Below are 24,791 nucleotides of genomic sequence, written 5' to 3' on the forward strand. Positions count from 1 at the left end.
CGCCGGTCGTCTCAACAACCGACGATCACTCGCCCGATGATGCTAGAACTCAATCCCAGAACCCCGGGGACCGCTGAGTGCGGCTCCCAGCCCTTCGAAGGAGACGGACACGATGATCAGCAAGAAGATCCTGGTCTGCTGCGGTACCGGCATCGCCACCTCGGTGCAGGTCGCCAACAAGCTTCAGCGGATGCTCAAGGAGCGTGGCGTCGACGCCACCATGAAGGAGTGCCGGGCCGTCGAGGTGCCCGAGCAGACGCTCAGCTTCAAGCCGGACGCCATCGTCTCGACCACCGTTGTGAAGTCCCCCCTCAAGGGCGTCAAGGTGTACCGCGGGGTCGCCTTCCTCACCGGGGTGGACGCCGACAAGCTCGCCGACACCATTGCCGAGGATCTCAAGGTCTGAGAGCCCGGGACCGGTCATGCCCGAATCCGCACCCGAGGAATCCACGACCGAAGCGCCCCGGCTTCTCGTGATCGACGTCGACTGCCCCTCCACCGGTGAGCTGTTCGACGCCGTGAACGCGCGCCTGCTCGCCGAGGGAGCCGTCAGACGCAGCTTTCTGGCGGCGGTGAGCACACGGGAGGAGCGCTACCCCACCGGCCTGGACTTCAGCCACAGCCGGGTCGCGATCCCTCATATCGATCCCGAGCACGTCATCAGACCGGGGTTGCTGGTGTGCCGCAATGCGCGGTCCACGGTCTTCCGTGCGATGGATGACCCCGAGCACCACCTTGACGTCAGACTGTCCATCTGGCCCCTGGTGACCGATCCGCAGAACCAGACCGGGATGCTGGCGGCGGTGATCTCCACCCTCCAGGACGCCGCCTCCGCCGACCGGCTGCTCACCTGGACCCCGGAGGACCTCGAGGCCTACCTGACGGGCGTCCTGGCCGCCATCTCCGCACCGGACTGAGCACCTCCGGGACGCGATCCACGCCTTCGTCCAGGAGACGGAATTCGGCCCCGCGGATTGTCCGCGGGGCCGAATTCGGGTTCAGGCTCGGGGCTCAGGAGGCCAGGACTTCATCGAGCATCTCCTCGGCCTTGTCCTCCTCGACCTTCTCAGCCAGGGCGAGTTCGGAGACGAGGATCTGGCGGGCCTTGGAGAGCATCCGCTTCTCACCGGCCGACAGGCCGCGATCGCGCTCGCGACGCCACAGGTCACGGACCACCTCGGAGACCTTGATGACGTTGCCGCTGTGGAGCTTCTCCATGTTGGCCTTGTATCGGCGCGACCAGTTGGTCGGCTCCTCGACCTGTGTCTTGCGCAGCACGTCGAAGACCTTCGCCAGACCCTCCTCGTCGACGACGTCCCTCACGCCGACGAGATCCAGGTTGCACGCCGGCACCCTGACCACGAGATCGCTCTGTCCGATGATCCTCAGAACCAGGTAGAGCTTCTCCTCACCCTTGATGGTCCGGGTCTCGATATCCTCGATGACCGCCGCCCCGTGATTGGGATAGACAACCGTTTCGCCGACGTTGAAAGTCATGTACGCAACCCCTTTCGGGGATCCATCCTACCAGAATTCTTCCCTCATTGGAAGCCGTCACTCCTAGTCATCGGCAGATCGACCCTATACCAATGGATTGACATTCCGCCACCGATGTGCGTCACGACTCACCCGGTATCTGCCATCTGCCGCGTGACTAGGCGCTCGAGGGCCAGGAGCGAAGATCCGGCGCGGTACCACACGGACTGCTCGCCACGACAGCGGGGGGTGCCCGGATCAGATAGGCTCGGCGTCGATCCCGTCGTCGGCCTGGAGAGCAGAAGATGATCAGCGCGCGCACGTTCCGCAGCAGGGCCGCCACCATCGTCGTGGCCGCCACACTCCTGACCCCGGTACTCGCCGGGTGCAGTCAGGAGCCGAAGGTCATCCGCTCCTACACCCCGGCCGCCGGGGTCAGCGCGGGCAACGACTCGGTGAAGCTGCGCAATCTGGCCCTGGTCCACGCCGACGGCCAGGCCCGGCTCACCGGCATGGCGACCACCTCCGCCAATGACGCGATCACCGGCGTCACGGGCGAGGCGCTGAGTTCCGACGATGCGGCGGCCGGAGCGCTGACGCCCAGCACCACACGGGTCGTGCTGACCAGCGGGGATGCCAGCAACCTCACGAATGCCGGGATCCAGTTGTCCTCGGACGAGTTGAAGGACGGTCTGCTGGCCTCCATCACCATCACCTTCGCGAACTCGGAGCCGGTCACGGTGCGCACGCCGGTGATCTCCGCCTCGGATCCCGATTTCACACCCGCGGCGCCGACGCCCTCCACCACCCCGAAGGCCCCCACGCCGTCAACCACCCCGAAGGCCTCGACGCCGACACCGACACCTAGTTCCTGACCCGCCGCCGGCCCCAGTTCCTGGTTCATCGGCAGGAATTCCTGGTGCATCGGCAGGCCACTCCACCCTGTGTATTTGCTTTCATTAGGGCGAGACCGCCCGTCAATCGAACTTGTAGCCCAGCCCCCTGACGGTGAGCACCCTCACCGGATGGGACGGGTCCACCTCGATCTTGGCCCGAAGGCGCTTGATGTGGACATCCAGGGTCTTGGTGTCCCCCACGTAGTCGGCGCCCCATACACGGTCGATGAGCTGTCCCCGGGTCATCACCCGTCCGGCGTTGCGCAGCAGCGCCTCGAGCAGCTCGAACTCCTTGAGAGCCAGCGGCACCTCTCGCCCGTCGACGCTCACCTCGTGGCGCTCGACGTCCATCCGCACCCCGGACTCCTCGACGACGTCGGGCTCGACGTCCGGCCCCTGTCCGCGTCGCAGCACCGCCCTGATCCTCGCCACCAGCTCCCGGTGGCTGAACGGCTTGGTGACGTAGTCGTCGGCCCCCAGCTCCAGGCCGACCACCTTGTCGATCTCGGAGTCCCGGGCGGTCACCATGATGATTCCCATCCCGCCGCGCCGTCGCAGTTCCCGGCAGACGTCGGCCCCCGGCATCCCGGGCATCATGAGGTCGAGCAGCACGATGTCGGCCCCGGCGGAGTCGTACTCGGCCAGACCGGTGCGGCCGTCGGCGGCCTCGACGACGTCGAAGCCCTCCTTGCGCAGCATGTACGCGGTGGCCTCCCGGTAGGACTCCTCGTCCTCGATGATCAGTACTCGGGTCATCAGATCAGGTCCTCAGCTGTCGAATCGGTTGTCGTCGAATCGGTCGGAGCCTCGCCCGTCGGCGAAGGAGCCGTCCGGACGGGCAGGCGCAGGGTGAAGGTGGACCCCTGCCCCAACTTGCTCCACACGTCCACGGCTCCCCCGTGCACACGGGCGATGTGCTTGACCAGGGACAGCCCCAGGCCGGTACCGCCGTTGTCACGGGAGCGGGCATAGTCCACCCGGTAGAAGCGCTCGAAGATACGGTCGAGGTCCTTCTCGGCGATGCCGATGCCGTTGTCCGAGACCGCGATCTCGACGCGGTCCCCCTGGCTCCGGGCACTCACCGACACCCGGGCCCGCGGTGCGGAGTACACGATGGCGTTCTGCACCAGGTTGGCCACGGCGTCGGTGAGCAGGGCGGCGTCGCCCATCACCTCCAGCCCCTTCTGGCAGCGCACCACGATCGCCACCTCCCGTCGGTGCGCCAGTTCATCGGCCCGGTGCACGGCGTCGTCCAGCACCTCGCGGGCCGCGACCGGTTCGGCACGAAGCAGCGGCTCGTCGGACTGGAGCCGGGACAGATCGATCACCTGGGTGACGAGAGCCGACAGTCGGGCTGTCTCCGCCTGCATCCGGCCGGCGAAATGGCGGACGCCGTCCGGATCGTCCGCGGCCCCCTCGACCGCCTCGGCGAGGATCGAGACGGCGCCGATCGGCGTCTTGAGCTCGTGACTGATGTTGGCCACGAAGTCGCGGCGGGCCTGGTCGGCGCGCAGCAGGGGGGCCCGATCGGTCACGACCAGGATCATCGTCCCGTGCCCGTCGACCGGCCCGGTGCTCGCCGTCCAGTGCAGCAGCGGGCCGTGCGGAATCCGTCTGAGGTCGATGTCTCGCCGCTGCCCGGCATCCTTCTCGCGGGAGGCCCGAACCAGTGCGATCACCTCGTTGTCGGCGACCCGCGAGCCGTCCACCACGCCGCTCGTCAGGGCCGCCTCGTTGGCATGGAGGATCTCATCATGGGCCCCGATCACTGCGACCGGCATCTCCATGAGGTCGGCCGCGGTGGCCAGCGTGGGCTCGACCGGGAGCACCTGCACCGACGTCGCCAGGGTGTCGACGGGGTGGCGGCTCGCCTCGACGACGCGGATCACCGCCCACGTCGCGAGGACTCCGATGCCCAGACCCAGGAATCCCGCCAACCACCAGTACACGGCTCTGAGCATAGGGGGGCCGACGGCGGCCCCCGACCCACCCGAATCACCTGAACCCATGGATGAACGGCGCGCGGCCAGCCCCCGGGCGGCCCGGCGACTGTCACCGGCCCCGCGAGTTCACGAAAGGTTCACGGCAGGTTCAACGGCCGGACACGGCGCGGTTCCCCGGCCCATTAGGCTCGTCTCGTCAGGCCCACAGTTCTGGAGGTCCGTATGCGCGAGAGCTATCACGACGAGTTGGAGGCGACGACCAATGACGTCGTCACCATGGCCCAGTTGGTCCGCACCGCCGTCGCCGAGGCCACCTCGTCCCTCATCGACGCCGACCTGGCACGTGCCGAGAAGGTGATCAGCGACGATGCCAGGGTCGACGATCTGCACGACGGCGTCGAGCTGAGATGCTTCAACCTGCTGGCCCGTCAGGCCCCCGTCGCCGGGGAGCTGAGGACCGTCATCGCGGTGCTGAGGATGTGCTACGAGCTCTCCCGGATGGGGGACCTGGCGGTCCACGTGGCCGAGACGGCGCGACTGCGCTTCCCCGAGCACGCCGTCCCCGATCCGGTCGCCGAGCAGTTCAGCGAGATGGCCAGGCTCGCCGACGCCATGATCGCCACCGCCACCAGGACTCTCATCGACCGGGACGCCGAGGACGCCGAGCGTCTTGCCAGCGACGACTCGGCCGTCGACGACCTGCGGCGCGAACAGTTCCGGCTGCTGCTCGGCGACGACTGGACCTACGGCGTCGAGAAGGCGGTCGACACCGCCCTGCTCGGCAGGTACTACGAGCGGATCGCCGACCACGCCGTCGCGATCGGCTCCCGCGTCATCTACATCGTCAGCGGAGAGGCTCCCGAGGGCGAGAACTGGCCCAAGGCGTTCTGATCATCTGAGGCGCGAGACGCCCCGGCATCGACGAAGGATGCCGGGGCGCTCGGCGCACCAACAGGTCAGGAGGTCACTTCTTGCCCTGATTCGCCACGGCCTTCTGACCGGCCTCGGCAGCCTCCGGGTCGAGGTAGCGGCCGCCCCTGACGACGGGCTTGAGGGTCTCATCCAGCTCGTAGTACAGCGGGATTCCGGTCGGGATGTTCAGCCCGGCGATGTCGTCATCACTGATGCCGTCGAGATGCTTGACCAGGGCGCGCAGCGAGTTGCCGTGGGCCGCCACCAGCACGGTGTGTCCGTCCTTGAGATCCGGGACGATGTCGGACTCCCAGTAGGGCAGCATCCGGGCCACGACGTCCTTGAGGCACTCGTGCAGCGGACGCTCCTCGGCGGGGATGTCGGCGTACCGGGGATCGTTGTACTGGCTGAACTCGCCGTCCTTCTCGATCTCGGGCGGCGGCACGTCGTAGGAGCGGCGCCACGCCATGAACTGGGTCTCGCCGTACTTCTCGCGGATCTCGGCCTTGTTGAGGCCCTGGAGGCTGCCGTAGTGGCGCTCGTTGAGACGCCAGGAGCGACGCACCGGGATCCAGTGACGATCGCAGCCGTCCAGCGCCAGATAGGCGGTGTGGATCGCGCGGCGCAGCAGGGAGGTGTGCAGCACGGTCGGCAGGAGGTCCTCGGACTTCAGCAGTGCGGCGGCATTCTTCGCCTCTCCGACGCCCTTCTCATTGAGATCGACGTCCACCCAGCCGGTGAACAGATTCTTGGAGTTCCATTCGCTCTCGCCGTGGCGGAGCAGGATCAGCTTCGAGGTCATGGGCCCACAATATCGGCGGAGCCGCAGATCCGGGAGGTGGTCCTGCCCGTCGGCATCTGGACGGGCAACCGCTATGTAGGACCACCCCGCATCCGATCCGCCACTTTCGGTTATCGTCAGGGCAGAGGTTCCGATCATGTTCAGAAGGAGCAGTCACATGCCCAGCCGCACCACCACCATTGCCGCAGCCAGCGGGCTTCACGCACGTCCGGCCGCGATGTTCGTCCAGGCCGCATCGAAGTCCAGTCTTGCGGTCACCATCGGCCGCCCGGGCGAGACTCCTGTCGACGCCCGCAGCATCCTGTCTGTCATGGGACTCGGCGCCAAGTGCGGCGAGACCGTGGAGCTGACCGTTGAGGGCGAGGGCGCCGAGCAGGTTCTCGACGACCTGATCGCCAACCTCCAGACCGATCCGGAGGCCTGATCCGCATGCAGACTCTGACTGGTCTCGGAGTCTCGGCCGGCGTCGGCCAGGCCGAGGCCCTTGTCGTCTCCCCGGCCCCCGGGCTGCCCGAGACCGATCCGAAGGGCGAGGTCAAGGATGATCTCGCAACAGTTCAGGCCGCGCTCAACAAGGTCGCCGACAGGCTCGACTACCGCGCCATGCACGCCGACGCCGCAGCGGTGGCAGTGCTCACGGCCACGGCCATGATGGCCCGTGATCCGGGCCTGGGATTCTCGGTCGAGAATCACCTCAAGTCCGGCTCCGGCCCCGCCCACGCCCTGTGGGACGCCTTCGACGAGTTCTGCGAGCAGCTCACGGCGGCCGGCGGATACCTGGCCGAGCGGGTCACCGATCTCAAGGACGTCCGCTCCCGCACCCTCGCCGTCCTGGCGGGGCTCCCCGAGCCCGGCGTCCCCACGATCGACCGGCCCACCATCCTCGTCGCCGAGGATCTGGCACCGGCCGACACCGCCACCCTCGACCCGGAGATGGTCAAGGGACTGGTCACCGCCGCCGGTGGCCCGACCTCGCACACCGCGATCCTGGCCTCCCAGATCGGCATCCCGGCGATCGTGCGCTGCCCCCAGGCGCGCTCCATCACCAGCGGCACGAAGCTGGCCGTCGACGGCGTCACCGGGACGGTTCTCGTCGAGCCCGAGGAGGAGGCCGTCGCAGTCCTGATCGCCCGCGCGGAGAAGCGCAAGGCGGTGCTCGACGCCGTCCCCGAGGGCGATACTCACACCAAGGACGGCCTGCGGGTGCTCACCCTGGCCAATATCGGCGCTCCGGCCGACGCGATCGCGGCCAAGAAGAAGGGGGCCGAGGGAGTAGGCCTGTTCCGTACCGAGTTCCTCTTCCTGGAGCGCCAGGACGCCCCCACGAAGACCGAGCAGGTCGGCGTCTACTCGCAGGTCCTCGACACCTTCGACGAGGACGCCAAGGTCGTCTTCCGGACTCTGGACGCCGGCGCCGACAAGCCGCTGGCCTTCGCCGACCTGGGGCCCGAGGAGAACCCCGCTCTCGGACGGCGCGGACTGCGTCTGTCACAGGTGCGCACCGACCTTCTCGACACCCAGCTCGCGGCCCTGGCCGAGGCGGCGCAGAAGACCGGAAAGATGCCCTACGTGATGGCCCCGATGGTGGCCACCACCCTCGAGGCCAAGTGGTTCTCCGACCGGGCCCGCGAGGCCGGCCTGGGCGTCGTGGGCGTCATGGTGGAGGTGCCGGCCGCTGCGCTGCGCTCCTCCCAGGTGCTGGAGACCGTCGACTTCGCGTCGATCGGCACCAACGACCTCACCCAGTACGCGATGGCCGCCGACCGCCTCCAGGGCGAGCTCTCCGATCTTCTGACGCCGTGGCAGCCCGCCGTGATGCAGTTGGTGAAGAGCACCTGCGACGGAGCGGGCGGACGCCTGATCGGCGTCTGCGGGGAAGCCGCCGGCGATCCGCTGCTGGCCCTCGTGCTGGTCGGGGTGGGCATCCGCTCGCTGTCCATGGCGGCCGGGAAGATCCAGGCTGTCAAGGCCGCACTGGCCCTGCACACCCAGGCCCAGTGCGAGGAGATCGCCGTGGCCGCGCTGGCCCAGCCGACTCCCGAGGAGGCGAAGAAGGCGGCCCTCGCCCTGGCCGATCCGGGCATGGAGGTGCTGGTCAGTTGAGAGGGGGGAGGCGACTCCCACGCTCGGCAGCTCGCTGATTCCCTCGTAGCGGCGGTCTGCGAGATCCGCAGGTCCGCGTCGCAGGTCTTTCCCGCGACGCGGACCTGCGACCGCGTTCGGGGCCCGGCTCCCGGGCCCGGCGCCTTCTCGTGGACCCGCGACGTCACGCGCGCAAGAATGAGCCCATGAGTACTGCAGTAGTGACAGGGGCCAGTTCCGGAATCGGTGCAGCCACCGCCAGGGCGCTCGCACATGACGGCTGGACGGTGATCTGCGCGGCCCGCCGGGTGGACCGGATCACCGAGCTGGCCGCGGAGATCGACGGGCGGGCCGTTCCTTGCGACGTCACCTCCGATGCCTCGGTCGCCGAGCTCGCCGAGGCTGTCGGCCCGTCCCTGGGCCTGCTGGTGAACAATGCCGGCGGGGCGGTGGGCCAGGAGCCGGTTGACCGGGCCGATCTGGCGGCCTGGCGGACCATGTACGAGTCCAACGTCCTCGGCACGGCCCGGGTCACCAAGGCTCTGCTGCCGGCCCTGGAGGCGGCCTCCGGGATGATCGTCTTCATGTCCTCGACCGCCGCCGACGGCGCCTACGAGGGAGGGGCCGGGTACAACGCCGCCAAGGGCGGGGAGCGGATGATCGCCGAGGCCATGCGCCTGGAGCTCTTCGACCGCGACGTGCGGATCTGCGAGATCTGCCCCGGCATGGTGAAGACCCCCGAGTTCTCCCTCAACCGTTTCCACGGCGACCGGTCGAAGGCCGACGACGTCTACGCCGGCGTCCCGGCCCCGCTGACCGCCGACGACATCGCCGAGTGCGTCCGCTGGGTGTCGGGCCTCCCCCATCACGTCAATATCGATCGGATGACGGTGCGCCCCCGGGCGCAGGCGGCCCAGCACAAGGTCTACCGGGTCGCCAGGCACCGGGCGGACTGACGGGCCAGCCCGGTCGCCGACCCCGGACATGCAGGACGCCGCGCCCCCGAGGGAGCGCGGCGTCCGATGTTCCGCGAACGTACGGTTCAGCCGATGGCCACCAGGCCCTGGCCGCCCTGGACGGCGTCGCCGACGGCCACCAGGATGCCCTTGACGGTCCCGTCGGAGGAGGCGGTGATCTCGGTCTCCATCTTCATGGCCTCCAGCGTCAGCACGACGTCGCCGGCCTTGACCGCGTCACCCTCCTTCACCAGGATCTTGGCCACGGTGCCGGCCAGCGGGGCGGGAATCTCGCCCGCTCCGGCCTTGCCGCCGCCGTTGCCTCCGGCAGCGCGGGCCGGGCCACCGGAACCGCCGCCGAACAGGATCGGCGGGATCGGGGAATTGTTGGTCTTGTCAACGTCAACGTCAACGTCGTATCCGACGCCGTTGACAGTCACCTTGAGCTTCATGTCAGTCTCTCCGGGTCAACGAATGGAATGGTTCTGGAGCGCCCTGCGACCCTGGCGGGTCCAGTTCTCGCTCGGGGCGAAACGGATGGCCTGAACCTTCCCGTCATTGCCCAGGTAGGCCGCCACGGCGGCGCTGATCACGGTCACGACGTCCTCGGGGATGTCGGCGCTCTGGGCCTTCAACCGGCTCACGTCGGCCTCCAGCGCGCCCAGCCGTCTGGTCAGCGTCTCGATGACGCGATCCTTCTCATTGTCAGTCATCTGTTCCTCCGATCAGCACGGCATGTTCCCGTGCTTCTTGGCCGGACGGGACTGACGCTTCGTGGCGTAGGTCTCCAGAGCGGCGGTGATCTTGCGGCGGGTGTCGGCCGGGTCGATGACGTCGTCGACCTGACCGCGGGCGGCCGCCACATACGGCGTGTTGAACGCCGTCTGGTACTCCTCGATCTTCTCCGCACGGGTGGCGGCGGGATCCTCGGAGGCCTTGATCTCACGACGGAAGATGACGTTGGCGGCGCCCTCGGCACCCATCACGGCGATCTCGGCGGTCGGCCAGGCGTAGACGGCGTCGGCGCCCAGGTCGCGGTTGCACATGGCCAGGTAGGAGCCGCCGTAGGCCTTGCGCATCACCACGGTGATCTTCGGGACGGTGGCCTCGGAGTAGGCGTACAGCATCTTCGCGCCGTGGCGGATGATGCCGCCGTACTCCTGCTGGACGCCGGGAAGGAATCCGGGGACGTCCACCAGCTGCACCAGCGGGATGTTGAACGAGTCGCAGAAGCCGATGAACTCCGCGGCCTTGTCCGAGGCGTTGATGTCGAGACAGCCCGACATCACCTTGGGCTGGTTCGCCACGATGCCCACCGAGCGGCCGTTGACCTTGGCGAAGGCCGTCACGATGTTGGTCGCCCAACCCGCCTTGACCTCCAGGTAGTCGCCCCAGTCGACGATCTTGGAGATGACGTCGCGGACGTCGTACCCCTTCTTGCCGTCGATCGGGACGATGTCGCGCAGCTCGGGGGTCGGGGAGACGTCGTTGTTCGGGAACTCGATCGCGGCGTCCTGGGTGTTGTTCTGCGGCAGGAAGCTCAGCAGCTTCTGCGCGATCAGCACCGCGGCGTCGTCGTCCTCGGCCACGAAGTGGATGTTGCCGGAGGTCGACATGTGCGCCTCGGCACCACCCAGCTCGTCGCCGGTCACGTCCTCGCCGGTCACCGACTTGATGACGCCGGGGCCCGTGATGAACATCTGGGCCTTCTTCGTCATGATGATGAAGTCGGTCAGCGCCGGGGAGTAGGAGGCACCGCCGGCGCACGGCCCGGCGATGATCGCGATCTGCGGCACGACGCCGGACAGCTTGACGTTCGCGTAGAACATCTTGCCGTAGCCCGACAGCGAGTCGATGCCCTCCTGGATCCGGGCGCCGCCCGAATCGTAGAAGAACAGGAACGGTGTGCCGGTCAGCAGCGCCTGCTCCATGGTCTCGACGACCTTGGTCGACTGGGTCTCGCCGGCCGACCCGCCCATGACGGAGAAGTCCTGGGAGGCGACCTGGACCGGGCGGCCGTTGACGGTTCCGCGGCCGGTCACCACGCCGTCGGCGGGCACCTCGGCGGTGTCCATCCCGAACAGGCTGGTCCGGTGCTCGCGGAAGGCGCCCACCTCGTCGAAGGAGTTGGCGTCGAGAAGGTTGTCGATGCGCTCGCGGGCGGTCTGCTTGCCCTTGTCGCGCTGCTTCTGGAGGCGCTTCTCGCCACCTCCGAGCTCGATCTTGTGACGCTCTTCGGTCAGCTGCTCGAGACGACCTTGCATCGTCTCGGCGAGCTTCACGCGCTTCTTGTTAGCCATGATCGGCAATCATCCTCACGCAGGCTCGACGGTCACGTCGTGGCTGCGGCCACCGACCGTGACACTGTAATTGACCGGCCCGGAGACCGACGTGGATCCGTTGCCCTCGGCCTCGGCCTTCATCTGGGCCTCGGTCATCGCGACGCTCTTGGGGCCCTGCGGGCGCTCCTTGAAGAACTTCGGGGCGACTCCCGGGAACAGCGCGTTGGTGAGCACGTCCTCGTCGGAGCCGTCGAAGCCCTCGAGCTCGGCGGACTGCTTGACCAGCTCGTCCCACTCGTCATCGATGAGATCGGCCGGGCGGACGTCGATCGGCTTCTTGCCGGTCTGCTTCTCCGCCGTCTTGATGAGCTCGGGGTTCAGCTCGCCGACCGGCTTGCCGTAGTAGCCGAGCATGAGATCGGCGAACTCGGCGGTCAGGTTCTTGTAGGAGCCGTTGCCCATCAGGACGTTGAACACGGCCTGGGTGCCGACGATCTGCGAGGAGGGGGTGACCAGGGGCGGGTAGCCGGCATCCTTGCGGACGCGCGGCACCTCCTTCATGACCTCGTCGGTACGGTCGGCAGCCCCCTGGGCGGCCAGCTGGGACTCCATGTTGGAGAGCATGCCGCCGGGGATCTGGGACTGGAAGATGTTCGTGTTGACCAGGGTCTTCGACTCGAACTTCTTGTACTTCGGGCGGACCTTCTTGAAGTGGTCGCGGATCTTGATGAGGCGATCCATGTCCAGGCCGGTCTCGTAGCCGGTTCCCTCGAGCATCTCGACCAGGGACTCGGTGGGGTTGTGGCCCGGCCCCAGCGACATCGAGGAGATGGCGGTGTCGACGACGTCGACGCCGGCCTCGATGGCCTTCATGAGGGTCACCAGGGTGACGCCGGTGGTGGAGTGGCAGTGCAGGTTGATCTGCACGTCGGGGTGGTTCTCCTTGATGCCCTTGATGATGTCGTAGGCGGGCTGCGGCTTCAGCAGCGCGGCCATGTCCTTGAAGGCGATGGAGTCGGCGCCCATGTCGATGAGGCGGTCGGCCTGCTTGACGAAGCTCTCCGGGGTGTGGATCGGGGAGGTGGTGTAGCAGATCGTGCCCTGGGCGTGCTTGCCGGTCTTCTTGACGGCGGCCATCGCGCGCTCGAGGTTGCGGGGATCGTTGAGCGCGTCGAAGACGCGGAACACGTCCATGCCGTTCTCGGCCGACTTCTCGACGAACTTGTCGACGACGTCGTCAGCGTAGTGACGGTAGCCCAGCAGGTTCTGGCCTCGCAGCAGCATCTGCAGGCGGGTGTTGGGCATCAGCTTGCGGAAGGTCCGCAGCCTCTCCCAGGGATCCTCGTTGAGGAACCGGATACAGGAATCGAAGGTTGCCCCACCCCAGCACTCAGCGGACCAGTAGCCAGCCGCGTCGATGTCGGCACAGGCATCGACCATGTCCTCCATGGACATCCGGGTTGCAATCAGGCTCTGATGCGCGTCGCGGAGCACGAGCTCGGTAACGCCAATCTTTCGCGGACTCATGGGTCCAATCCTTGCACCCGCGGTCGACAAGTTCAGCCCTGGGGTCGACGTTGACGCACTGAACATCGTTCAAAATATCGGCGTGTCGCAGTGCCCTCCAGACCTGAGCGCCGAATCCTGTGGGAAATCCGACACCGGGATTCGGAGATTGTGAGGAACTGCACATTGCCATCCAGCAAGGATTCCCAGGATCCGGGGTACACCCGGACCGGACGTGCAACCGGGGCCGGCCCTGACGGGCCGGCCCCGGCATCACGCGCACACACGATGTGCGGAGCGGTCGGATCAGGCGCTCACCGAGGTGCCCTTGGAGCCCAGCTGCTCACAGGCCTCGACGATGCGGGCCGCCATGCCGGACTCGGCCTTCTTGCCCCAGGCGCGGGGATCGTAGGCCTTCTTGTTGCCGACCTCGCCGTCGATCTTCAGGACGCCGTCGTAGTTCTTGAAGAAGTGATCGGCCACCGGACGCGAGAACGCGTACTGGGTGTCGGTGTCGATGTTCATCTTGATGACGCCGTAGGACACCGCGTCGGCGATCTCCTGCGCGGTGGAGCCGGACCCGCCGTGGAAGACCAGGTCGAAGGGCTTGTCCTTGCCGTACTCGGCGCCGCAGGCGTCCTGGATCTCCTTGAGGATCTCCGGGCGCAGCTTGACGTGACCGGACTTGTAGGCGCCGTGCACGTTGCCGAAGGTCAGGGCCGTGATGTAGCGGCCCTTGTCGCCGGTGCCGAGCACCTCGAGGGTGCGCATCCCGTCGGCGACGGTGGTGTACAGCTTGTCGTTGATCTCACCGGTGACGCCGTCCTCCTCGCCACCGACGGCCCCGACCTCGATCTCGAGGATGATGTGGGCCTTGGCGGCCTTGGCCAGCAGCTCATCGGCGATCTGCAGGTTCTCCTCGACCTCGATGGCCGAGCCGTCCCACATGTGGGAGTTGAAGATCGGATCCAGGCCCTTGTCGACGCGCTCCTGAGAGAGGGCGATCAGCGGACGGACGTAGGAGTCCAGCTTCTCCTTCTGGCAGTGGTCGGTGTGCAGACCGACGGTGACCGGGTAGTTCTTGGCCACGATCCGCGCGTACTCGGCCAGTGCGACGGCGCCGGTGACCTTGTCCTTGATGGTCTGGCCGGAGGCGAACTCCGCGCCGCCGGTCGAGATCTGGATGATGCCGTCCGAACCAGCCTCGGTGAAGCCCTGCAGGGCCGCATTGACGGTCTGCGAGGAGGTCACGTTGATGGCCGGGTAGGCGAAGCCCTGGGCCTTCGCCCGGTCGATCATCTCGCCGTAGACCTCAGGTGTTGCGATGGGCATATGTGTGCCTTTCTGCTGTGTGTCTCGCGATGACCGTCCCATTGTCTCGCATTCGCTCGACGAATGGGGAGTCGGGCTCAGAAGGGACGGTCCAGCCCGCTGACGTCGAGGCCGCGACGGCCTCCCGACCAGGCCCGGGCGGCCGAGTCGACGGTCCCCGGCAGGGCGTCGAGCCAGGAGACCGGGACCTCCCACCGGTGACCGGCGGCGTCCTCCAGGCGCAGCACCGGGCCGGCCCCCATGGACGTCCCCAGAACCGCCAGCTGGGTGACGTCATTCCATCCGACCAGATCCAGCTCGGGGGCCAGCGGATGGGCGCCCACGTCGGCGAAGGAGGTCCGGGAACCCGCGTCGCGCTGGGAGCGCCGCACCGCCACGCCCAGGGGATCCACCCTCAGGGCGGTGCCCTCGTCGATGCTCAGCAGGGCCTTGCGCGCCGAGCGCAGCCGCAGGTTCTGAATACTGAACAGCACGACGAAGACGATCACCCAGCCGACCAGCATCCCGAGCAGGGTGCCGACGTCGAAGGAGTTCCTGGTCACCGCCCACACCAGGGCGCCGACCACGACGAGGACCAGTGCCTCCAGAGCCAGGCGCCAGCGGGTCGCCTGGTGACGCGCGACCCGGCCGGCCGCCGGCACCGGGTTGAAGGCGACCACCAGTGCCTGATCCGATGGGGCTCGATCCGACGACATGACGCCAGCTTAACGGTGCGGCGCCGATCCGCCCCCTACCGATCCGCCCTGCACCGATCCACCCTGTGCCCACCGCAGCGCCCAGTGATACATGGCGATGGCCGAGGCGGCCCCCGCATTGACAGACCTCGTCGACCCGTACTGGGTGATCGCCACGAGCTGCCGGCAGCCGGCCACCACCTCATCGGTGAGCCCCGATCCCTCCGAACCGAAGACCAGACAGCAGTCGTGGGGCAGCTCGGCGGTCTCCAGGGGCACCGAACCGGGCAGGTTGTCCACGCCGATCGGGGTGACGCCGTGGGTGTCGAGCCAGTCCAGGAACTCCCCCACCGTCTCGTGATGGTGGATGTGGAGATAGCGATCGGTCACCATCGCGCCGCGTCGGTTCCAGCGCCGTCGGCCCAGGATGTGGACCCCTGCGACGTTGAAGGCGTTGGCGGTCCGCACGACCGACCCGATGTTGAAATCGTGCTCCCAGTTCTGGATCGCCACATGCAGCGGGTTGCGACGGGTGTCCAGATCGGCCACGATCGCCTCGACGCTCCAGTACCGGTACTCGTCGGCCACATTGCGCCGGTCGCCCTCGGCCAGCAGCTCACGGTCGAGGCGCGGATCCTCGGGCCAGGGCTCAGACATCGGCCCCACCCCGACCTGAACCGAGGGGGGCACCCGCACGGACAGGTCGGCGAGCGGGCCGACGGCGCCCTCCTCACCAGCGGCGTCGACGCCGCGACCGCCGGGCGGGACAGTTTCAGGACGGCTCGGGCACATGGCATCAACGTAGTCTTGTGGTCATGACGCAACTCAGTGCCCTGGTGCCGCTCCTGCTGCCGTCCTGGCTGGACCCGCAGCACATCGTGTCGGCAACGGGCGCCTCTGCCCTGTGGATCGTGGCCCTCATCGTCTTCGCCGAGTGCGGCCTGGCGATCTTCTTCATGCCCGGGGACTCCCTGCTCTTCGCCATCGGGATGTTCACCGCGGTGGGCGTGACCTCCGGATCCGACCCGCTGATCTCCTACGGAGGGAAGTTCAGCACGGTCCTGGTGGTCAACATCGTGCTGCTCGTGGCGGCCGTCGCGGGCAACATCGTCGGCTACTGGATCGGCCACCGGATCGGTCCCGCACTGTTCCGCGAGCGCCAGGGCCTGATGGGCAGGCTCTTCAAGCCCGAATACGTCGGCAAGACGAATGCCTTCTTCGAGCGTCACGGCTCCGCCGCCCTGATCCTCGCCCGATTCGTCCCCATCGTGCGAACCTTCGTCACCATGGTCGCAGGCATCGGGAAGATGGATTTCCGCAGGTTCATCACGTACACCGCGATCGGCGGCGTGGCATGGGTCCTCATCGCCGTGCAGGCCGGCCACTTCCTCGGCCAGATCCCCTTCATCCGGGACAACTTCGAGATGGCGCTGATCCTCATCGTCCTCATCTCAGTGGTACCGATGGGCATCGAGTGGCTGCGCGCGCGCCGCAAGGCCGCAGAGCCGGCGGCCGCCGTCTACGACGACATCGAGAACCGGCTCCACCAGGGCTCCGGAGAGACCGACTGAAGTCCTGCTGCCCGTCGCTGAGAAGCACTGACGCCGGGCCACCCGGACGGGGTACGTCGCCGACCGGAGCCGATTCACATTCTATGACAGTGTCCACATATACTTCTGGCGAACTATTTCCTGCAGGACGCCGAGTACCTGGACCATGCGATCGATTCCCGATCATCTCCCGCTGCGCCTCACGGGGCCGCGCGCCCTCGCGACGCTCGTGCTGTCGTGCGCCATTCTGCTCACCGGTTGTTCGGGCCCCGGCGGCTCCACAGGCGCCTCGGAGAATTCAGCCTCCCCCGTGCCCGAGGGATCGCCCGGCGCCACAGGATCCGCCACGCCACCGCCCCTGACCGCTCCGACAGGCAGCTGGACGCCTCCCGCGAAGGGTGCCACCGCCGGCCCGACCGCCCCGGCCGCGGTGCCCACCCGTTCTGCGGCGCTGCACAGCCCGGTGGCCCTCGACACCCGGGTCACGGTGAACCTGGTGGCCGTCAGCGCCACCACCGTCAAGGCCGTGACCCCAGGCGAGAACAGCGGTCCTGCTGTCAAGGTGACGGTCTCGGTCCAGAACCGGTCCACCGCGCCGATCGACGTCAACTCGGCCGTCGTCTCTCTGACCGCCGACAAGGGCGCCGCCGGCGTCGGTACCACGGCCGGGAATTCCCTGCCCCTCAAGGGCAGCGTCGCCCCCGGCGCCACCGCCAAGGGCACCTACATCTTCATGCTGGCTCCCGCCAAGGGGCGCCAGGTCAGCGTCAGCGTCAACTACTCGGCGGGCGAGCCCGTCGCGGTCTTCACGGGAAGGACGGCATGAGCATGCGGTCCCCAGCACGTCACATCCGCCGCATTCTGGCCTCCACCACAGCAGCCGCCGTGGGGCTGGCGATCGGCATCCTCGGCTCAACCGCCCCGGCCGCGCAGGCCGACACCGCGACATACCCCTCGCCGGTGCCGGTGCGCGCACGATCCACCGACCATGTGACCGCCGATCCGCTGCCCACGGTCCAGATCAACGACGGATACGTGTGGGCCCAGACCACGATCGGCACCACCGTCTACGCGGTCGGCCAGTTCAAGAACGTCCGGCCCGCGGGCGCCGCGGTGGGCACCAACCTCACCGCACGCAGCAACATCCTCGCCTACGACATCACCACCGGTGATCTCATCACCGCCTTCGCGCCGACCGTGAACGGCGTCATCAAGGCGGTGGCCCCCTCCCCCGACGGCAAGCGCGTCTACATCGGCGGATCCTTCACCTCCGTCAACGGGCAGGCGCGTTCCAACTTCGCGGTGCTGGACGCCGCCACCGGCCAGCTCGTCTCAGGCCTGGCTCCGAGCGTCGGGGGCACCGGCGTCTACGCCATCACGGCCACCGCGGACGCCGTCTACGTCGGTGGCCTGTTCACCCAGGCCAACGGCGTGGCCCGCAGGAACCTCTCGGCCTTTGACACGAGTACCGGCGCCCTTCGGTCCTGGGCCCCGACCACCGACCTCCAGGTCGACGCGATGGTGATGGAGCCCAAGACCGGGCAGGTGGTGATCGGCGGGCGGTTCTACGCGGTCAACAGCAAGGTGCAGCGCGGCCTGGCCAATCTGAACCCGACCACGGGCGCCGTCAACACCGCATGGCAGGCACCCAGCACCGTCAAGAACGGCTGGAACTCCGGCACCTATGCCGGAGGGGCCGGTATCTTCGCGCTCACCACAGACGCCAACGGCGTCTACGGCACAGGATGGGTGCATTCCAACGCCTCGGTCGGCAATCTCGAGGGCACCTTCGCAGCAGAGGCGGGCACCGGGAAGGTTCGCTGGGTCGCCGACTGCCATGGCGACCACTACGGCGTCTACTCCACCGGCTCAGTGGTCTACACCACCAACCACACCCATCAGTGCGAGACCGTCAGCATGTGGGGGTACACACCGACCAAGTACTACCGCTACGCCGAGTCCTACACCGCACAGGCCAAGGGCAAGCTGACCACCTCATCGGTCCTCGGCAGCATCTACAAGGACTGGGGCGGCACCCCCTCCCCCGCCGCCCATGACTGGTTCCCCGACTTCACCGTCGGCACCACCTCGGGTCTCGGACAGGCGGGTCTGACCGTCACCGGGGCGAACGGCTACGTCTCCATCGGCGGCGAGTTCGGCACCGTCAACAACCACCTGGTCCAGGGCCTGACCCGGTTCTCCACCAAGCCGTCCACCGGGGCCAAGCAGGGGCCACGGGTCCAGACCGCCGACTGGAAGCCCACCGCCACCGGCGGCAATGCGGGCACCGCACGGATCACCGTCCCGGCCAACTGGGACCGCGACGATCTGGATCTCACCTACGCCCTCTACCGACAGGGCACCACGGCTCCGGTCGCCACGAAGGTGGCCTCCTCCACCTGGTGGAACCTGCCCTCAGTGTCGCTCACCGATCCCACGGCCGCCGCCGGGTCCAGCCACACCTACACGGTGAGGGCCACCGACCGCGACGGGAACTCCGTGACGAGCTCCCCGGTCACTGTGAGCGTCGCCTCGGGCACGACGTCGAAGTACGCCACGGAGGTCCTCAAGGACGACCCGTCGGTCTACTACCGCCTCGGCGGCTCCACCACCGACTGGGCCGGCTCCAACAACCCGTTCTACGGCGGTGGCGTCACCACCACCAGGCCCGGAGGCCCGGCCGAGCAGGGGTCGGCCGGCTCCACCTTCAACGGCAACACCAACGGCCGGGTCTCGACCAGCAGGACCACCCCGGCGACCGCGCCCATCTCCCAGGAGACCTGGTTCAGGACCACCGGCACCAGGGGCGGCGCTCTGCTGGGCTACGGCTCCGCGCAGGCCGGAGCCTCCACCAACCATGACCGGCAGGTCTACATGACCAATAACGGGCGGATCGTCTACGGCGTCTACCCGGGGGCCGTCAAGACCGTCACCAGCCCCCGCTCCTACAACGACGGGTCCTGGCACCATGTGGTGACCACGCTGGGCTCCGAGGGCATGCGGCTCTACATGGACGGCGCTCTGGTGGCCTCCAACGCGTCGGTGACCTCGGCGCAGTCCTACTCCGGCTACTGGCGGATCGGCGGGGACTCCTTGAGCGGCTCCTGGCCCAACAAGCCCACGGGCAGCTACTTCGTCGGATCCATGAGCGACGCCGCCTTCTACCCCAAGGCGCTCACCGCCCGGCAGATCTCCCAGCACTATCAGCTCGGCAAGGGGCTGACGCCTCCCAGCGCGGCCTTCACCACGACGAAGAACAACCTCACGGCATCGGTCGACGCCTCGACCTCCACAGCCCCGTCCGGGCGCACCATCTCCTCCTACAGCTGGGACTGGGGAGACGGCTCGAACGTCGGCTCCGGGAGGACCGCCGCTCACACCTATGACGAGGACGGCACATACCAGGTCAGCCTCACCATCACCGACTCCTCGGGGATGACCAGCACCTCGACCAAGCCGGTGGTGGTCCAGTCCCAGAACGTCCTGCCCACTGCCTCCTTCACCAGCACGGTGAACGGCCTGACCGCCTCGGTGGACGGGACGGCGTCCGGTGACACCGACGGCTCGATCGCCGGCTACTCGTGGAACTGGGGGGACGGTACTGCCGCGGGCACCGGCAGGACGTCGGCGCACACCTACGCCAAGGCCGGCACCTACACCATCACCCTGACGACCACCGACGACCGCGGCGGCACCGCCACGAAGACCGGCACCGTCACCGTGACCCACGGCGCACCCACCGCTGCCTTCAACATGGTGGCCAACGGCCTCGGCATCAGCGTCGACGCCGGTGATTCCACCGCCGATGACGCCGCCGCCCTGAGCTACGCCTGGGACTGGGGCGACGGCACGGCAGCCGGGTCCGGAAAGAACGCCACCCACACCTACGCCAAGGCCGGCAGCTACACCGTCAAGCTGACTGTGACCGACAGCCTCGACCGGACCGCGACCGCCTCTCAGCGGGCCACCGTCAGCCAGGCGACCTACATCGCCTCCGACGACTTCTCCCGTGACGTCGCCTCGGGCTGGGGGGCCGCCGCCATCGGTGGCACCTGGTCGGCGATGTACGGCACCGCCTCCGTGGCGTCGGTCGACGGCTCCACCGGTAAGATCGCCCTTCCCGTGGGCCAGACCCGCAACATGGCGCTGCCGTCGGCCTCCGCACTGGACTCCGACTCGTCGGTCCGGTTCTCTCTGAGCGCGGCCCCCTCGCAGGGCAATTCCTACGTCGGGATCGCCTCCCGCCAGTCCTCCAGCACCGCGTACCAGGTGCGTGCCTGGATGAGGAGCGACGGCAGCGTCTGGCTGGTCGCCGAGCAGTCCGGCGAGACGCTGAAGGCCCAGCAGGTCTCCGGCCTCACCTGGACGGCCGGTGAGAAGCTCAACCTTCGGACCAAGGTCACGGGCACCAGCCCGACGACCATCGAGGCCAGGATCTGGAAGCAGGGCTCCACCGAGCCGACGACCTGGCAGCTGTCGACCACCGATTCGACCGCGGCCCTGCAGAAGGCCGGCTACACCAGCCTGCACTTCGCCCGGGCCACGACAGCGACGGCAGCCTCGACGGCCTCCTTCGACGACTTCCGGGTCTCCAGCGCCACGACGTCGGCTCCGGACCCGGAACCGGAGCCGGTGAACCAGGCGCCGAGGGCGTCCTTCACCGCCTCCTCCGACAGCCTGACGGCCAGCGTCAACGCCTCCGCCTCGACCGATGACACCTCGATCTCCTCCTACGCGTGGGACTGGGGCGACGGCACGTCTGCCGGATCCGGCAGGACGGCGACCCACACCTACGCCAAGGCCGGCACCTACACCGTCAAACTCACCGTCAGCGACGGCGACGGGCTCACCGGAACCGCCACGAAGTCCGTCACGGTCACTGCTCCCGCCACCGATCCCGGAACAGACACCGATCCTGAGACAGACACCGGCCTGGCCTCCGACAAGTTCGCTCGCACGACGGCCTCGGGCTGGGGAACCGCCGACAAGGGCGGTGCCTGGAGCACCATGTACGGCAGCTCGTCGGCCGCCAGCATCACCAACGGATACGGTCAGATCAGGCTGGACAAGGGGCAGATGAGGGCCCAGATGCTCAACGGGGTCTCAACCCGCGATGTCAGCCTCAGGACGACCTTCTCGGCGACCGAGGCCCCCACCACCGGCCAGGCCTACGTCGGGCTCACCGCCCGCCAGACCGCTGCAGGGGACAACTACCAGGCACGCGTCTGGCTGCGTCCCGACGGCACGGTGTGGCTGGTCACCCAGCACGGTGGTGACAACCTGAGCACCTACGCCGTGCCCGGTCTCACCTGGAAGGCCGGTGACTCCTTCACGCTGAAGGCGCAGGTGACCGGATCCGCCACGACGACCATCCGGGCCAAGATCTGGAAGGCCGACGGCACCGAACCCGCATCCTGGCAGGTCACCTCGACCGACAGCACGGCGGCCCTCCAGGCCGCCGGTGCGGTCGGCGTCACGGCCAGCCGTGGCTCGACGGCCACGACGACCGGCGTGTTCAGGTTCACCGATTTCAGTGCCACGGAGGTCGATTGAGCACACTGGCGGCGATCGGCGCAGCGCTGGTCGGCCTGTCCTCACTGGTGGTCATCGTCCTCGTGCTGAGGGCGATGCCCCGGACCACCTTCGCCCTGTGGGCGGTCGTGATGTTCTTCGTGCCGGTGTGGGTCGGACTGGATGTGAGACACCTCTTCCTGGAGGCGATCACCGCCGCCACCCTGATCGCGATCGCCGCCCTCGGCGGGGACCTGAGACTGTCGATCGTGGACCTGTTCGTCGCCATCCTGGTGCTCCTGGCCGTCGTCCAGACCGTGATCGGGGTCGTCGATCTCAGCTCTGCGGCGACCACCCTGCTGGAATGGATGCTGCCCTACATCTGGGGGCGACTCGTTCTCTCGCGGGTGTCGCCGGCATTCGTCACCGACATCATTGCGACCTGTGCGGTGATCGCAGCCGCACTGGCCCTCGTCGAGTTCGCCACGAAGACGAACATCTTCACCCTCGTCCCCTTCGACAACTCGCTGTACGAGGCATGGGGAACTCTTCAGGTCCGCAACGGCATTCTCCGCGCCGAGGGTGCCTGGGGTCACTCGATCGCCCTGGGAGCGGCTCTGGCCATGAGTTCCAGCTTCATCCTCGCGTCGCGATGGAGACCGGTCGTGCGAATCCTGGCGCTGGTCCTGATAGCAGGGGCCACCACCATGACCCTCAGCCGGATCGGGCTGCTGACACTGGTTCTCGTGGTGGTACTGACCATCGTGCTGCTTCCCGGGATCGGCCGCACCATACGCATCGTCGTCATCGCGGCGGGTGCTCTCGGCTCTGTCGTCATCGTGCCGATCATCGGCAAGGTACTGGCCGGCGCCGGCGATGAGGCCTCGGGCAGCGCCGACTATCGCAGCACGCTGTTCTCCCTGTTCCGCTACGTCAGACTGTTCGGATCGGCGCAGAGCTTCAAGGGCGCCACGGTCGGCGGCGACTACCTCGGCAGCTTCGCGAAATCGATCGACAACACCGTCCTGCTCACCGGCCTGAGGCTCGGATGGTTCGCCCTGGCCATGTTCTGCCTCATCGTCGCCCTGGTGATCATCCCGGCCTTCTCCCCCCGCTGGGCCAACCCGGCCTCGATCGCGATCACCGCTACCGCCCCCAGCCTGTTCGCGGTGGCCCTGATCACCCAGTTCGGCATGTACTTCTGGTTCCTCACCGGGTTGGCCGTCGCATGGCAGGTCATGCGCGAGGATGGATCAGCATGGCAGGTCATGCGCGAGGACCACGACGCCCAAACCGCATCGGGGGCCGGCCGAGTGGGCCCTGTACACTTCGGCGAGGATGAGGCCGCCGCGCCCGTGCCGTCCTCGCCACCTCGTCGCGAATCACAGTTGCAAGGAGGCACCTCACATGACGCCTGAATCCTCGGGGTGGACTCTCTCACGGATCTGGGGAACGCTGAGGAAACTCTGGGGCGTCATTGCTGCGACGGTTCTGGCAGGGGCGCTGGTCACGTTCGCCGCCACCTCCGTGATGACACCGCATTACGAGTCGACGTCGACCCTGGCGTTCTCCGCCGGTAAGGGCTCGACCTCCCAGGAACTGGCTGACGGCAGCACGTACATGCAGACTCAGATGCCGACCTATGCCCAGCTGGCGACATCCTCGGCGGTCCTGCAGCCCGTCATCGACGATCTCGGTCTCAAGATGAGCGTCAATGACCTCAAGAAGTTGATGGTCGTGACGATCCCGCAGAACACCCTCGTTCTTCAAGTAGCGGTTTCCTGGACATCCGCTCAAGAGTCAGCGACCGTGGCCAACGCGGTGGCCCAGAGCCTCACCACGGTGGTCCGACAGGTCGCACCGAAACCGGCCTCGGGACAGCGTTCGGCCATCAACGTCACCTTGGTCGACAAGGCCGTCGCTCCCGCTCATCAGACGTCTCCGGACAAGGTGAAGGACTCCATTCTCGGTGCCCTCGGCGGGTTCATCATCGGTGTGCTCGCCGTTCTGGTGTGGACCCTTCTCGATACCCGGATTCCCACTCCCCAGGCGCTCAAGCAGCTCACCGGTGCATCTCTCCTCGGCTCGGTCTCACGGGTCCGGACGCCGTCAAGGCTGTGGGTCGCTGAGGATCCGAGTGGCCAGACCGCCGAGGAGTTCCGCCGCATCGCCTCGGCTCTGACCTACGCGACCTTCGACAAGCGGGCGCGCAGCATCATCGTCACCTCGTCCGGACCGGGCGAGGGCAAGTCGGCGATCTCGGCGAATCTCGCACTGACGCTCGCGAGCCTGGGAAGCCGGGTTCTCCTGATTGATGCCGACCTGCGGCGCCCGCGAGTAGCGGCGAGTTTCGGACTGGTGGATGTCGTCGGGCTGACCACGGTTCTCATGGACCGCACTCCCCTCCCCCAGGCGATTCAGAAGCATCCCGGCAGCGATCTGGATGTACTGGCCTCGGGCGCGCTGCCGCCGAACCCGGCCGAGTTCCTCACCTCGGAGAGGATGCGTACCCTCCTGAAGGAGGCGGCGGAGCACTACGACTTCGTCCTCATCGACTCGCCGCCTGTGCTCAGCGTCGCCGACACCGCTCTTCTGGCCCCGCTCACCGACGGGACGTTGGTCGTCGTGGATGCCAAGCACACCCGGCAAGGAGCTCTGACCGCTACGGTCACAGGACTCGAGGGCGCCGGTGGCCGCATCACCGGCATGGTCCTCAACCGCGCCAGGCTCACCCGCCGCGGGAATCGCCGGTACGGGGAGTATCTGTCGGAGAAACCCCGTAAGCCATGGCGCGGACCCGCCTCCATCGGTCACTCCCCGACATCCGCAGCTGCCGCTCCTGCCAAGTCCGCCCGTCGGGGGCAGTGAC

The 24,791-nt window shown here is 67.7% G+C and carries 23 protein-coding genes; 12 read left to right on the forward strand and 11 right to left on the reverse strand.

The features are described from left to right. The first annotated feature begins 112 nt into the window (after nt 1-112). Together JS278_RS12610 and JS278_RS12615 are read left to right on the forward strand one after the other, a co-directional pair. Entirely contained in the window at nt 113-406 is a 294-nt protein-coding gene (locus JS278_RS12610; protein ID WP_114045494.1) for a PTS sugar transporter subunit IIB, read from the forward strand. A 16-nt stretch (nt 407-422) separates the two neighbouring features. Then, nucleotides 423-917 carry a PTS sugar transporter subunit IIA gene (locus JS278_RS12615; protein ID WP_114045495.1) on the forward strand — a complete coding sequence of 165 codons (495 nt, stop codon included), beginning with the start codon at nt 423-425 and terminating at the stop codon, nt 915-917. Between the two features lie 94 nt (nt 918-1,011). Here JS278_RS12615 and JS278_RS12620 read toward each other — a convergent pair whose 3' ends face one another. Then, complete coding sequence (locus JS278_RS12620; protein ID WP_114045496.1) at nt 1,012-1,497, reverse strand: CarD family transcriptional regulator; 486 nt, start codon at nt 1,495-1,497, stop codon at nt 1,012-1,014. 284 nt (nt 1,498-1,781) lie between these two features. Here JS278_RS12620 and JS278_RS12625 point away from each other — a divergent pair, with 284 nt between their 5' ends. Beyond that, entirely contained in the window at nt 1,782-2,351 is a 570-nt protein-coding gene (locus JS278_RS12625; RefSeq protein WP_114045497.1) for a hypothetical protein, read from the forward strand. A gap of 102 nt (nt 2,352-2,453) precedes the next feature. On the opposite strand, the gene JS278_RS12630 is transcribed toward JS278_RS12625, so the two are convergent. Further along, the gene (locus tag JS278_RS12630; RefSeq protein WP_114045498.1) at nt 2,454-3,128 is read right to left on the reverse strand and encodes a response regulator transcription factor; all 675 of its coding nucleotides are present in this window, start codon (nt 3,126-3,128) and stop codon (nt 2,454-2,456) included. Then, entirely contained in the window at nt 3,128-4,333 is a 1,206-nt protein-coding gene (locus tag JS278_RS12635) for a sensor histidine kinase (protein ID WP_114045499.1), read from the reverse strand. The genes JS278_RS12630 and JS278_RS12635 overlap by 1 nt, the downstream gene beginning before the upstream one ends. 204 nt (nt 4,334-4,537) lie before the next feature. Here JS278_RS12635 and phoU point away from each other — a divergent pair, with 204 nt between their 5' ends. Beyond that, the gene (gene phoU, locus JS278_RS12640; protein WP_114045500.1) at nt 4,538-5,206 is read left to right on the forward strand and encodes a phosphate signaling complex protein PhoU; all 669 of its coding nucleotides are present in this window, start codon (nt 4,538-4,540) and stop codon (nt 5,204-5,206) included. A 73-nt stretch (nt 5,207-5,279) separates the two neighbouring features. Here phoU and JS278_RS12645 read toward each other — a convergent pair whose 3' ends face one another. Beyond that, nucleotides 5,280-6,029 carry a phosphoglyceromutase gene (locus tag JS278_RS12645; protein ID WP_114045501.1) on the reverse strand — a complete coding sequence of 250 codons (750 nt, stop codon included), beginning with the start codon at nt 6,027-6,029 and terminating at the stop codon, nt 5,280-5,282. 157 nt (nt 6,030-6,186) lie between these two features. Here JS278_RS12645 and JS278_RS12650 point away from each other — a divergent pair, with 157 nt between their 5' ends. From JS278_RS12650 to JS278_RS12660, 3 genes are all read left to right on the forward strand, one after another. Then, a complete protein-coding gene (locus JS278_RS12650; protein WP_114045502.1) occupies nt 6,187-6,453 on the forward strand; it encodes an HPr family phosphocarrier protein in 267 nt (88 codons plus the stop codon). A 5-nt stretch (nt 6,454-6,458) separates the two neighbouring features. Then, on the forward strand, nt 6,459-8,132 hold the full coding sequence (gene ptsP, locus JS278_RS12655) for a phosphoenolpyruvate--protein phosphotransferase (RefSeq protein ID WP_114045503.1): 1,674 nt from the start codon (nt 6,459-6,461) through the stop codon (nt 8,130-8,132). Nucleotides 8,133-8,317: 185 nt separating this feature from the next. Beyond that, entirely contained in the window at nt 8,318-9,067 is a 750-nt protein-coding gene (locus JS278_RS12660) for an SDR family oxidoreductase (RefSeq protein WP_114045504.1), read from the forward strand. Nucleotides 9,068-9,153: 86 nt separating this feature from the next. Here the strand turns inward: JS278_RS12660 and JS278_RS12665 are convergent, their stop codons facing one another. The 7 genes from JS278_RS12665 to JS278_RS12695 all read right to left on the reverse strand — a co-directional run bounded on the left by JS278_RS12665 (nt 9,154) and on the right by JS278_RS12695 (nt 15,518). Then, nucleotides 9,154-9,519: a biotin/lipoyl-containing protein gene (locus JS278_RS12665; protein ID WP_114045505.1), complete on the reverse strand. Its 366-nt coding sequence runs from the start codon at nt 9,517-9,519 to the stop codon at nt 9,154-9,156. Nucleotides 9,520-9,534: 15 nt separating this feature from the next. Further along, nucleotides 9,535-9,780 carry a hypothetical protein gene (locus JS278_RS12670; RefSeq protein WP_114045506.1) on the reverse strand — a complete coding sequence of 82 codons (246 nt, stop codon included), beginning with the start codon at nt 9,778-9,780 and terminating at the stop codon, nt 9,535-9,537. 12 nt (nt 9,781-9,792) lie between these two features. Then, a complete protein-coding gene (locus JS278_RS12675; RefSeq protein ID WP_114045507.1) occupies nt 9,793-11,367 on the reverse strand; it encodes an acyl-CoA carboxylase subunit beta in 1,575 nt (524 codons plus the stop codon). Between the two features lie 15 nt (nt 11,368-11,382). Next, nucleotides 11,383-12,876: a methylmalonyl-CoA carboxytransferase subunit 5S gene (locus JS278_RS12680; protein ID WP_114045508.1), complete on the reverse strand. Its 1,494-nt coding sequence runs from the start codon at nt 12,874-12,876 to the stop codon at nt 11,383-11,385. A 285-nt stretch (nt 12,877-13,161) separates the two neighbouring features. Further along, on the reverse strand, nt 13,162-14,187 hold the full coding sequence (gene fbaA, locus JS278_RS12685; protein ID WP_114045509.1) for a class II fructose-bisphosphate aldolase: 1,026 nt from the start codon (nt 14,185-14,187) through the stop codon (nt 13,162-13,164). A gap of 77 nt (nt 14,188-14,264) precedes the next feature. After that, complete coding sequence (locus JS278_RS12690) at nt 14,265-14,882, reverse strand: hypothetical protein (protein ID WP_114045510.1); 618 nt, start codon at nt 14,880-14,882, stop codon at nt 14,265-14,267. A gap of 9 nt (nt 14,883-14,891) precedes the next feature. Beyond that, entirely contained in the window at nt 14,892-15,518 is a 627-nt protein-coding gene (locus JS278_RS12695) for a TrmH family RNA methyltransferase (RefSeq protein ID WP_114046322.1), read from the reverse strand. Between the two features lie 158 nt (nt 15,519-15,676). Between JS278_RS12695 and JS278_RS12700 the strand changes: the two genes are divergently transcribed. The 5 genes from JS278_RS12700 (at nt 15,677) to JS278_RS12715 (ending at nt 24,790) form a co-directional block, all read left to right on the forward strand. After that, nucleotides 15,677-16,432, forward strand: a complete 756-nt coding sequence (locus JS278_RS12700) for a DedA family protein (protein ID WP_114046323.1) — start codon at nt 15,677-15,679, stop codon at nt 16,430-16,432. Nucleotides 16,433-16,577: 145 nt separating this feature from the next. Beyond that, nucleotides 16,578-17,237, forward strand: coding sequence for a DUF4352 domain-containing protein (locus JS278_RS12705; protein ID WP_114045511.1), 660 nt, complete (start codon nt 16,578-16,580; stop codon nt 17,235-17,237). Between the two features lie 2 nt (nt 17,238-17,239). Beyond that, on the forward strand, nt 17,240-21,964 hold the full coding sequence (locus tag JS278_RS16605) for a PKD domain-containing protein (RefSeq protein WP_114045512.1): 4,725 nt from the start codon (nt 17,240-17,242) through the stop codon (nt 21,962-21,964). Further along, entirely contained in the window at nt 21,961-23,340 is a 1,380-nt protein-coding gene (locus tag JS278_RS16070; RefSeq protein WP_181833724.1) for a hypothetical protein, read from the forward strand. The genes JS278_RS16605 and JS278_RS16070 overlap by 4 nt, the downstream gene beginning before the upstream one ends. Further along, the gene (locus JS278_RS12715; protein ID WP_181833725.1) at nt 23,330-24,790 is read left to right on the forward strand and encodes a tyrosine-protein kinase domain-containing protein; all 1,461 of its coding nucleotides are present in this window, start codon (nt 23,330-23,332) and stop codon (nt 24,788-24,790) included. The genes JS278_RS16070 and JS278_RS12715 overlap by 11 nt, the downstream gene beginning before the upstream one ends. Nucleotide 24,791: the final 1 nt, after the last annotated feature.

The organism is Acidipropionibacterium virtanenii (assembly GCF_003325455.1).
Taxonomy (GTDB): domain Bacteria; phylum Actinomycetota; class Actinomycetes; order Propionibacteriales; family Propionibacteriaceae; genus Acidipropionibacterium; species Acidipropionibacterium virtanenii.

Bases quoted from the DNA above. Each gene is read 5' to 3' on its own strand.
- JS278_RS12610 (WP_114045494.1), top strand. From the start codon at position 113: ATGATCAGCAAGAAGATCCTGGTCTGCTGCGGTACCGGCATCGCCACC.
- JS278_RS12615 (WP_114045495.1), top strand. From the start codon at position 423: ATGCCCGAATCCGCACCCGAGGAATCCACGACCGAAGCGCCCCGGCTT.
- JS278_RS12620 (WP_114045496.1), bottom strand. From the start codon at position 1,497: ATGACTTTCAACGTCGGCGAAACGGTTGTCTATCCCAATCACGGGGCG.
- JS278_RS12625 (WP_114045497.1), top strand. From the start codon at position 1,782: ATGATCAGCGCGCGCACGTTCCGCAGCAGGGCCGCCACCATCGTCGTG.
- JS278_RS12630 (WP_114045498.1), bottom strand. From the start codon at position 3,128: ATGACCCGAGTACTGATCATCGAGGACGAGGAGTCCTACCGGGAGGCC.
- JS278_RS12635 (WP_114045499.1), bottom strand. From the start codon at position 4,333: ATGCTCAGAGCCGTGTACTGGTGGTTGGCGGGATTCCTGGGTCTGGGC.
- phoU (WP_114045500.1), top strand. From the start codon at position 4,538: ATGCGCGAGAGCTATCACGACGAGTTGGAGGCGACGACCAATGACGTC.
- JS278_RS12645 (WP_114045501.1), bottom strand. From the start codon at position 6,029: ATGACCTCGAAGCTGATCCTGCTCCGCCACGGCGAGAGCGAATGGAAC.
- JS278_RS12650 (WP_114045502.1), top strand. From the start codon at position 6,187: ATGCCCAGCCGCACCACCACCATTGCCGCAGCCAGCGGGCTTCACGCA.
- ptsP (WP_114045503.1), top strand. From the start codon at position 6,459: ATGCAGACTCTGACTGGTCTCGGAGTCTCGGCCGGCGTCGGCCAGGCC.
- JS278_RS12660 (WP_114045504.1), top strand. From the start codon at position 8,318: ATGAGTACTGCAGTAGTGACAGGGGCCAGTTCCGGAATCGGTGCAGCC.
- JS278_RS12665 (WP_114045505.1), bottom strand. From the start codon at position 9,519: ATGAAGCTCAAGGTGACTGTCAACGGCGTCGGATACGACGTTGACGTT.
- JS278_RS12670 (WP_114045506.1), bottom strand. From the start codon at position 9,780: ATGACTGACAATGAGAAGGATCGCGTCATCGAGACGCTGACCAGACGG.
- JS278_RS12675 (WP_114045507.1), bottom strand. From the start codon at position 11,367: ATGGCTAACAAGAAGCGCGTGAAGCTCGCCGAGACGATGCAAGGTCGT.
- JS278_RS12680 (WP_114045508.1), bottom strand. From the start codon at position 12,876: ATGAGTCCGCGAAAGATTGGCGTTACCGAGCTCGTGCTCCGCGACGCG.
- fbaA (WP_114045509.1), bottom strand. From the start codon at position 14,187: ATGCCCATCGCAACACCTGAGGTCTACGGCGAGATGATCGACCGGGCG.
- JS278_RS12690 (WP_114045510.1), bottom strand. From the start codon at position 14,882: ATGTCGTCGGATCGAGCCCCATCGGATCAGGCACTGGTGGTCGCCTTC.
- JS278_RS12695 (WP_114046322.1), bottom strand. From the start codon at position 15,518: ATGTCTGAGCCCTGGCCCGAGGATCCGCGCCTCGACCGTGAGCTGCTG.
- JS278_RS12700 (WP_114046323.1), top strand. From the start codon at position 15,677: ATGACGCAACTCAGTGCCCTGGTGCCGCTCCTGCTGCCGTCCTGGCTG.
- JS278_RS12705 (WP_114045511.1), top strand. From the start codon at position 16,578: ATGCGATCGATTCCCGATCATCTCCCGCTGCGCCTCACGGGGCCGCGC.
- JS278_RS16605 (WP_114045512.1), top strand. From the start codon at position 17,240: ATGCGGTCCCCAGCACGTCACATCCGCCGCATTCTGGCCTCCACCACA.
- JS278_RS12715 (WP_181833725.1), top strand. From the start codon at position 23,330: ATGACGCCTGAATCCTCGGGGTGGACTCTCTCACGGATCTGGGGAACG.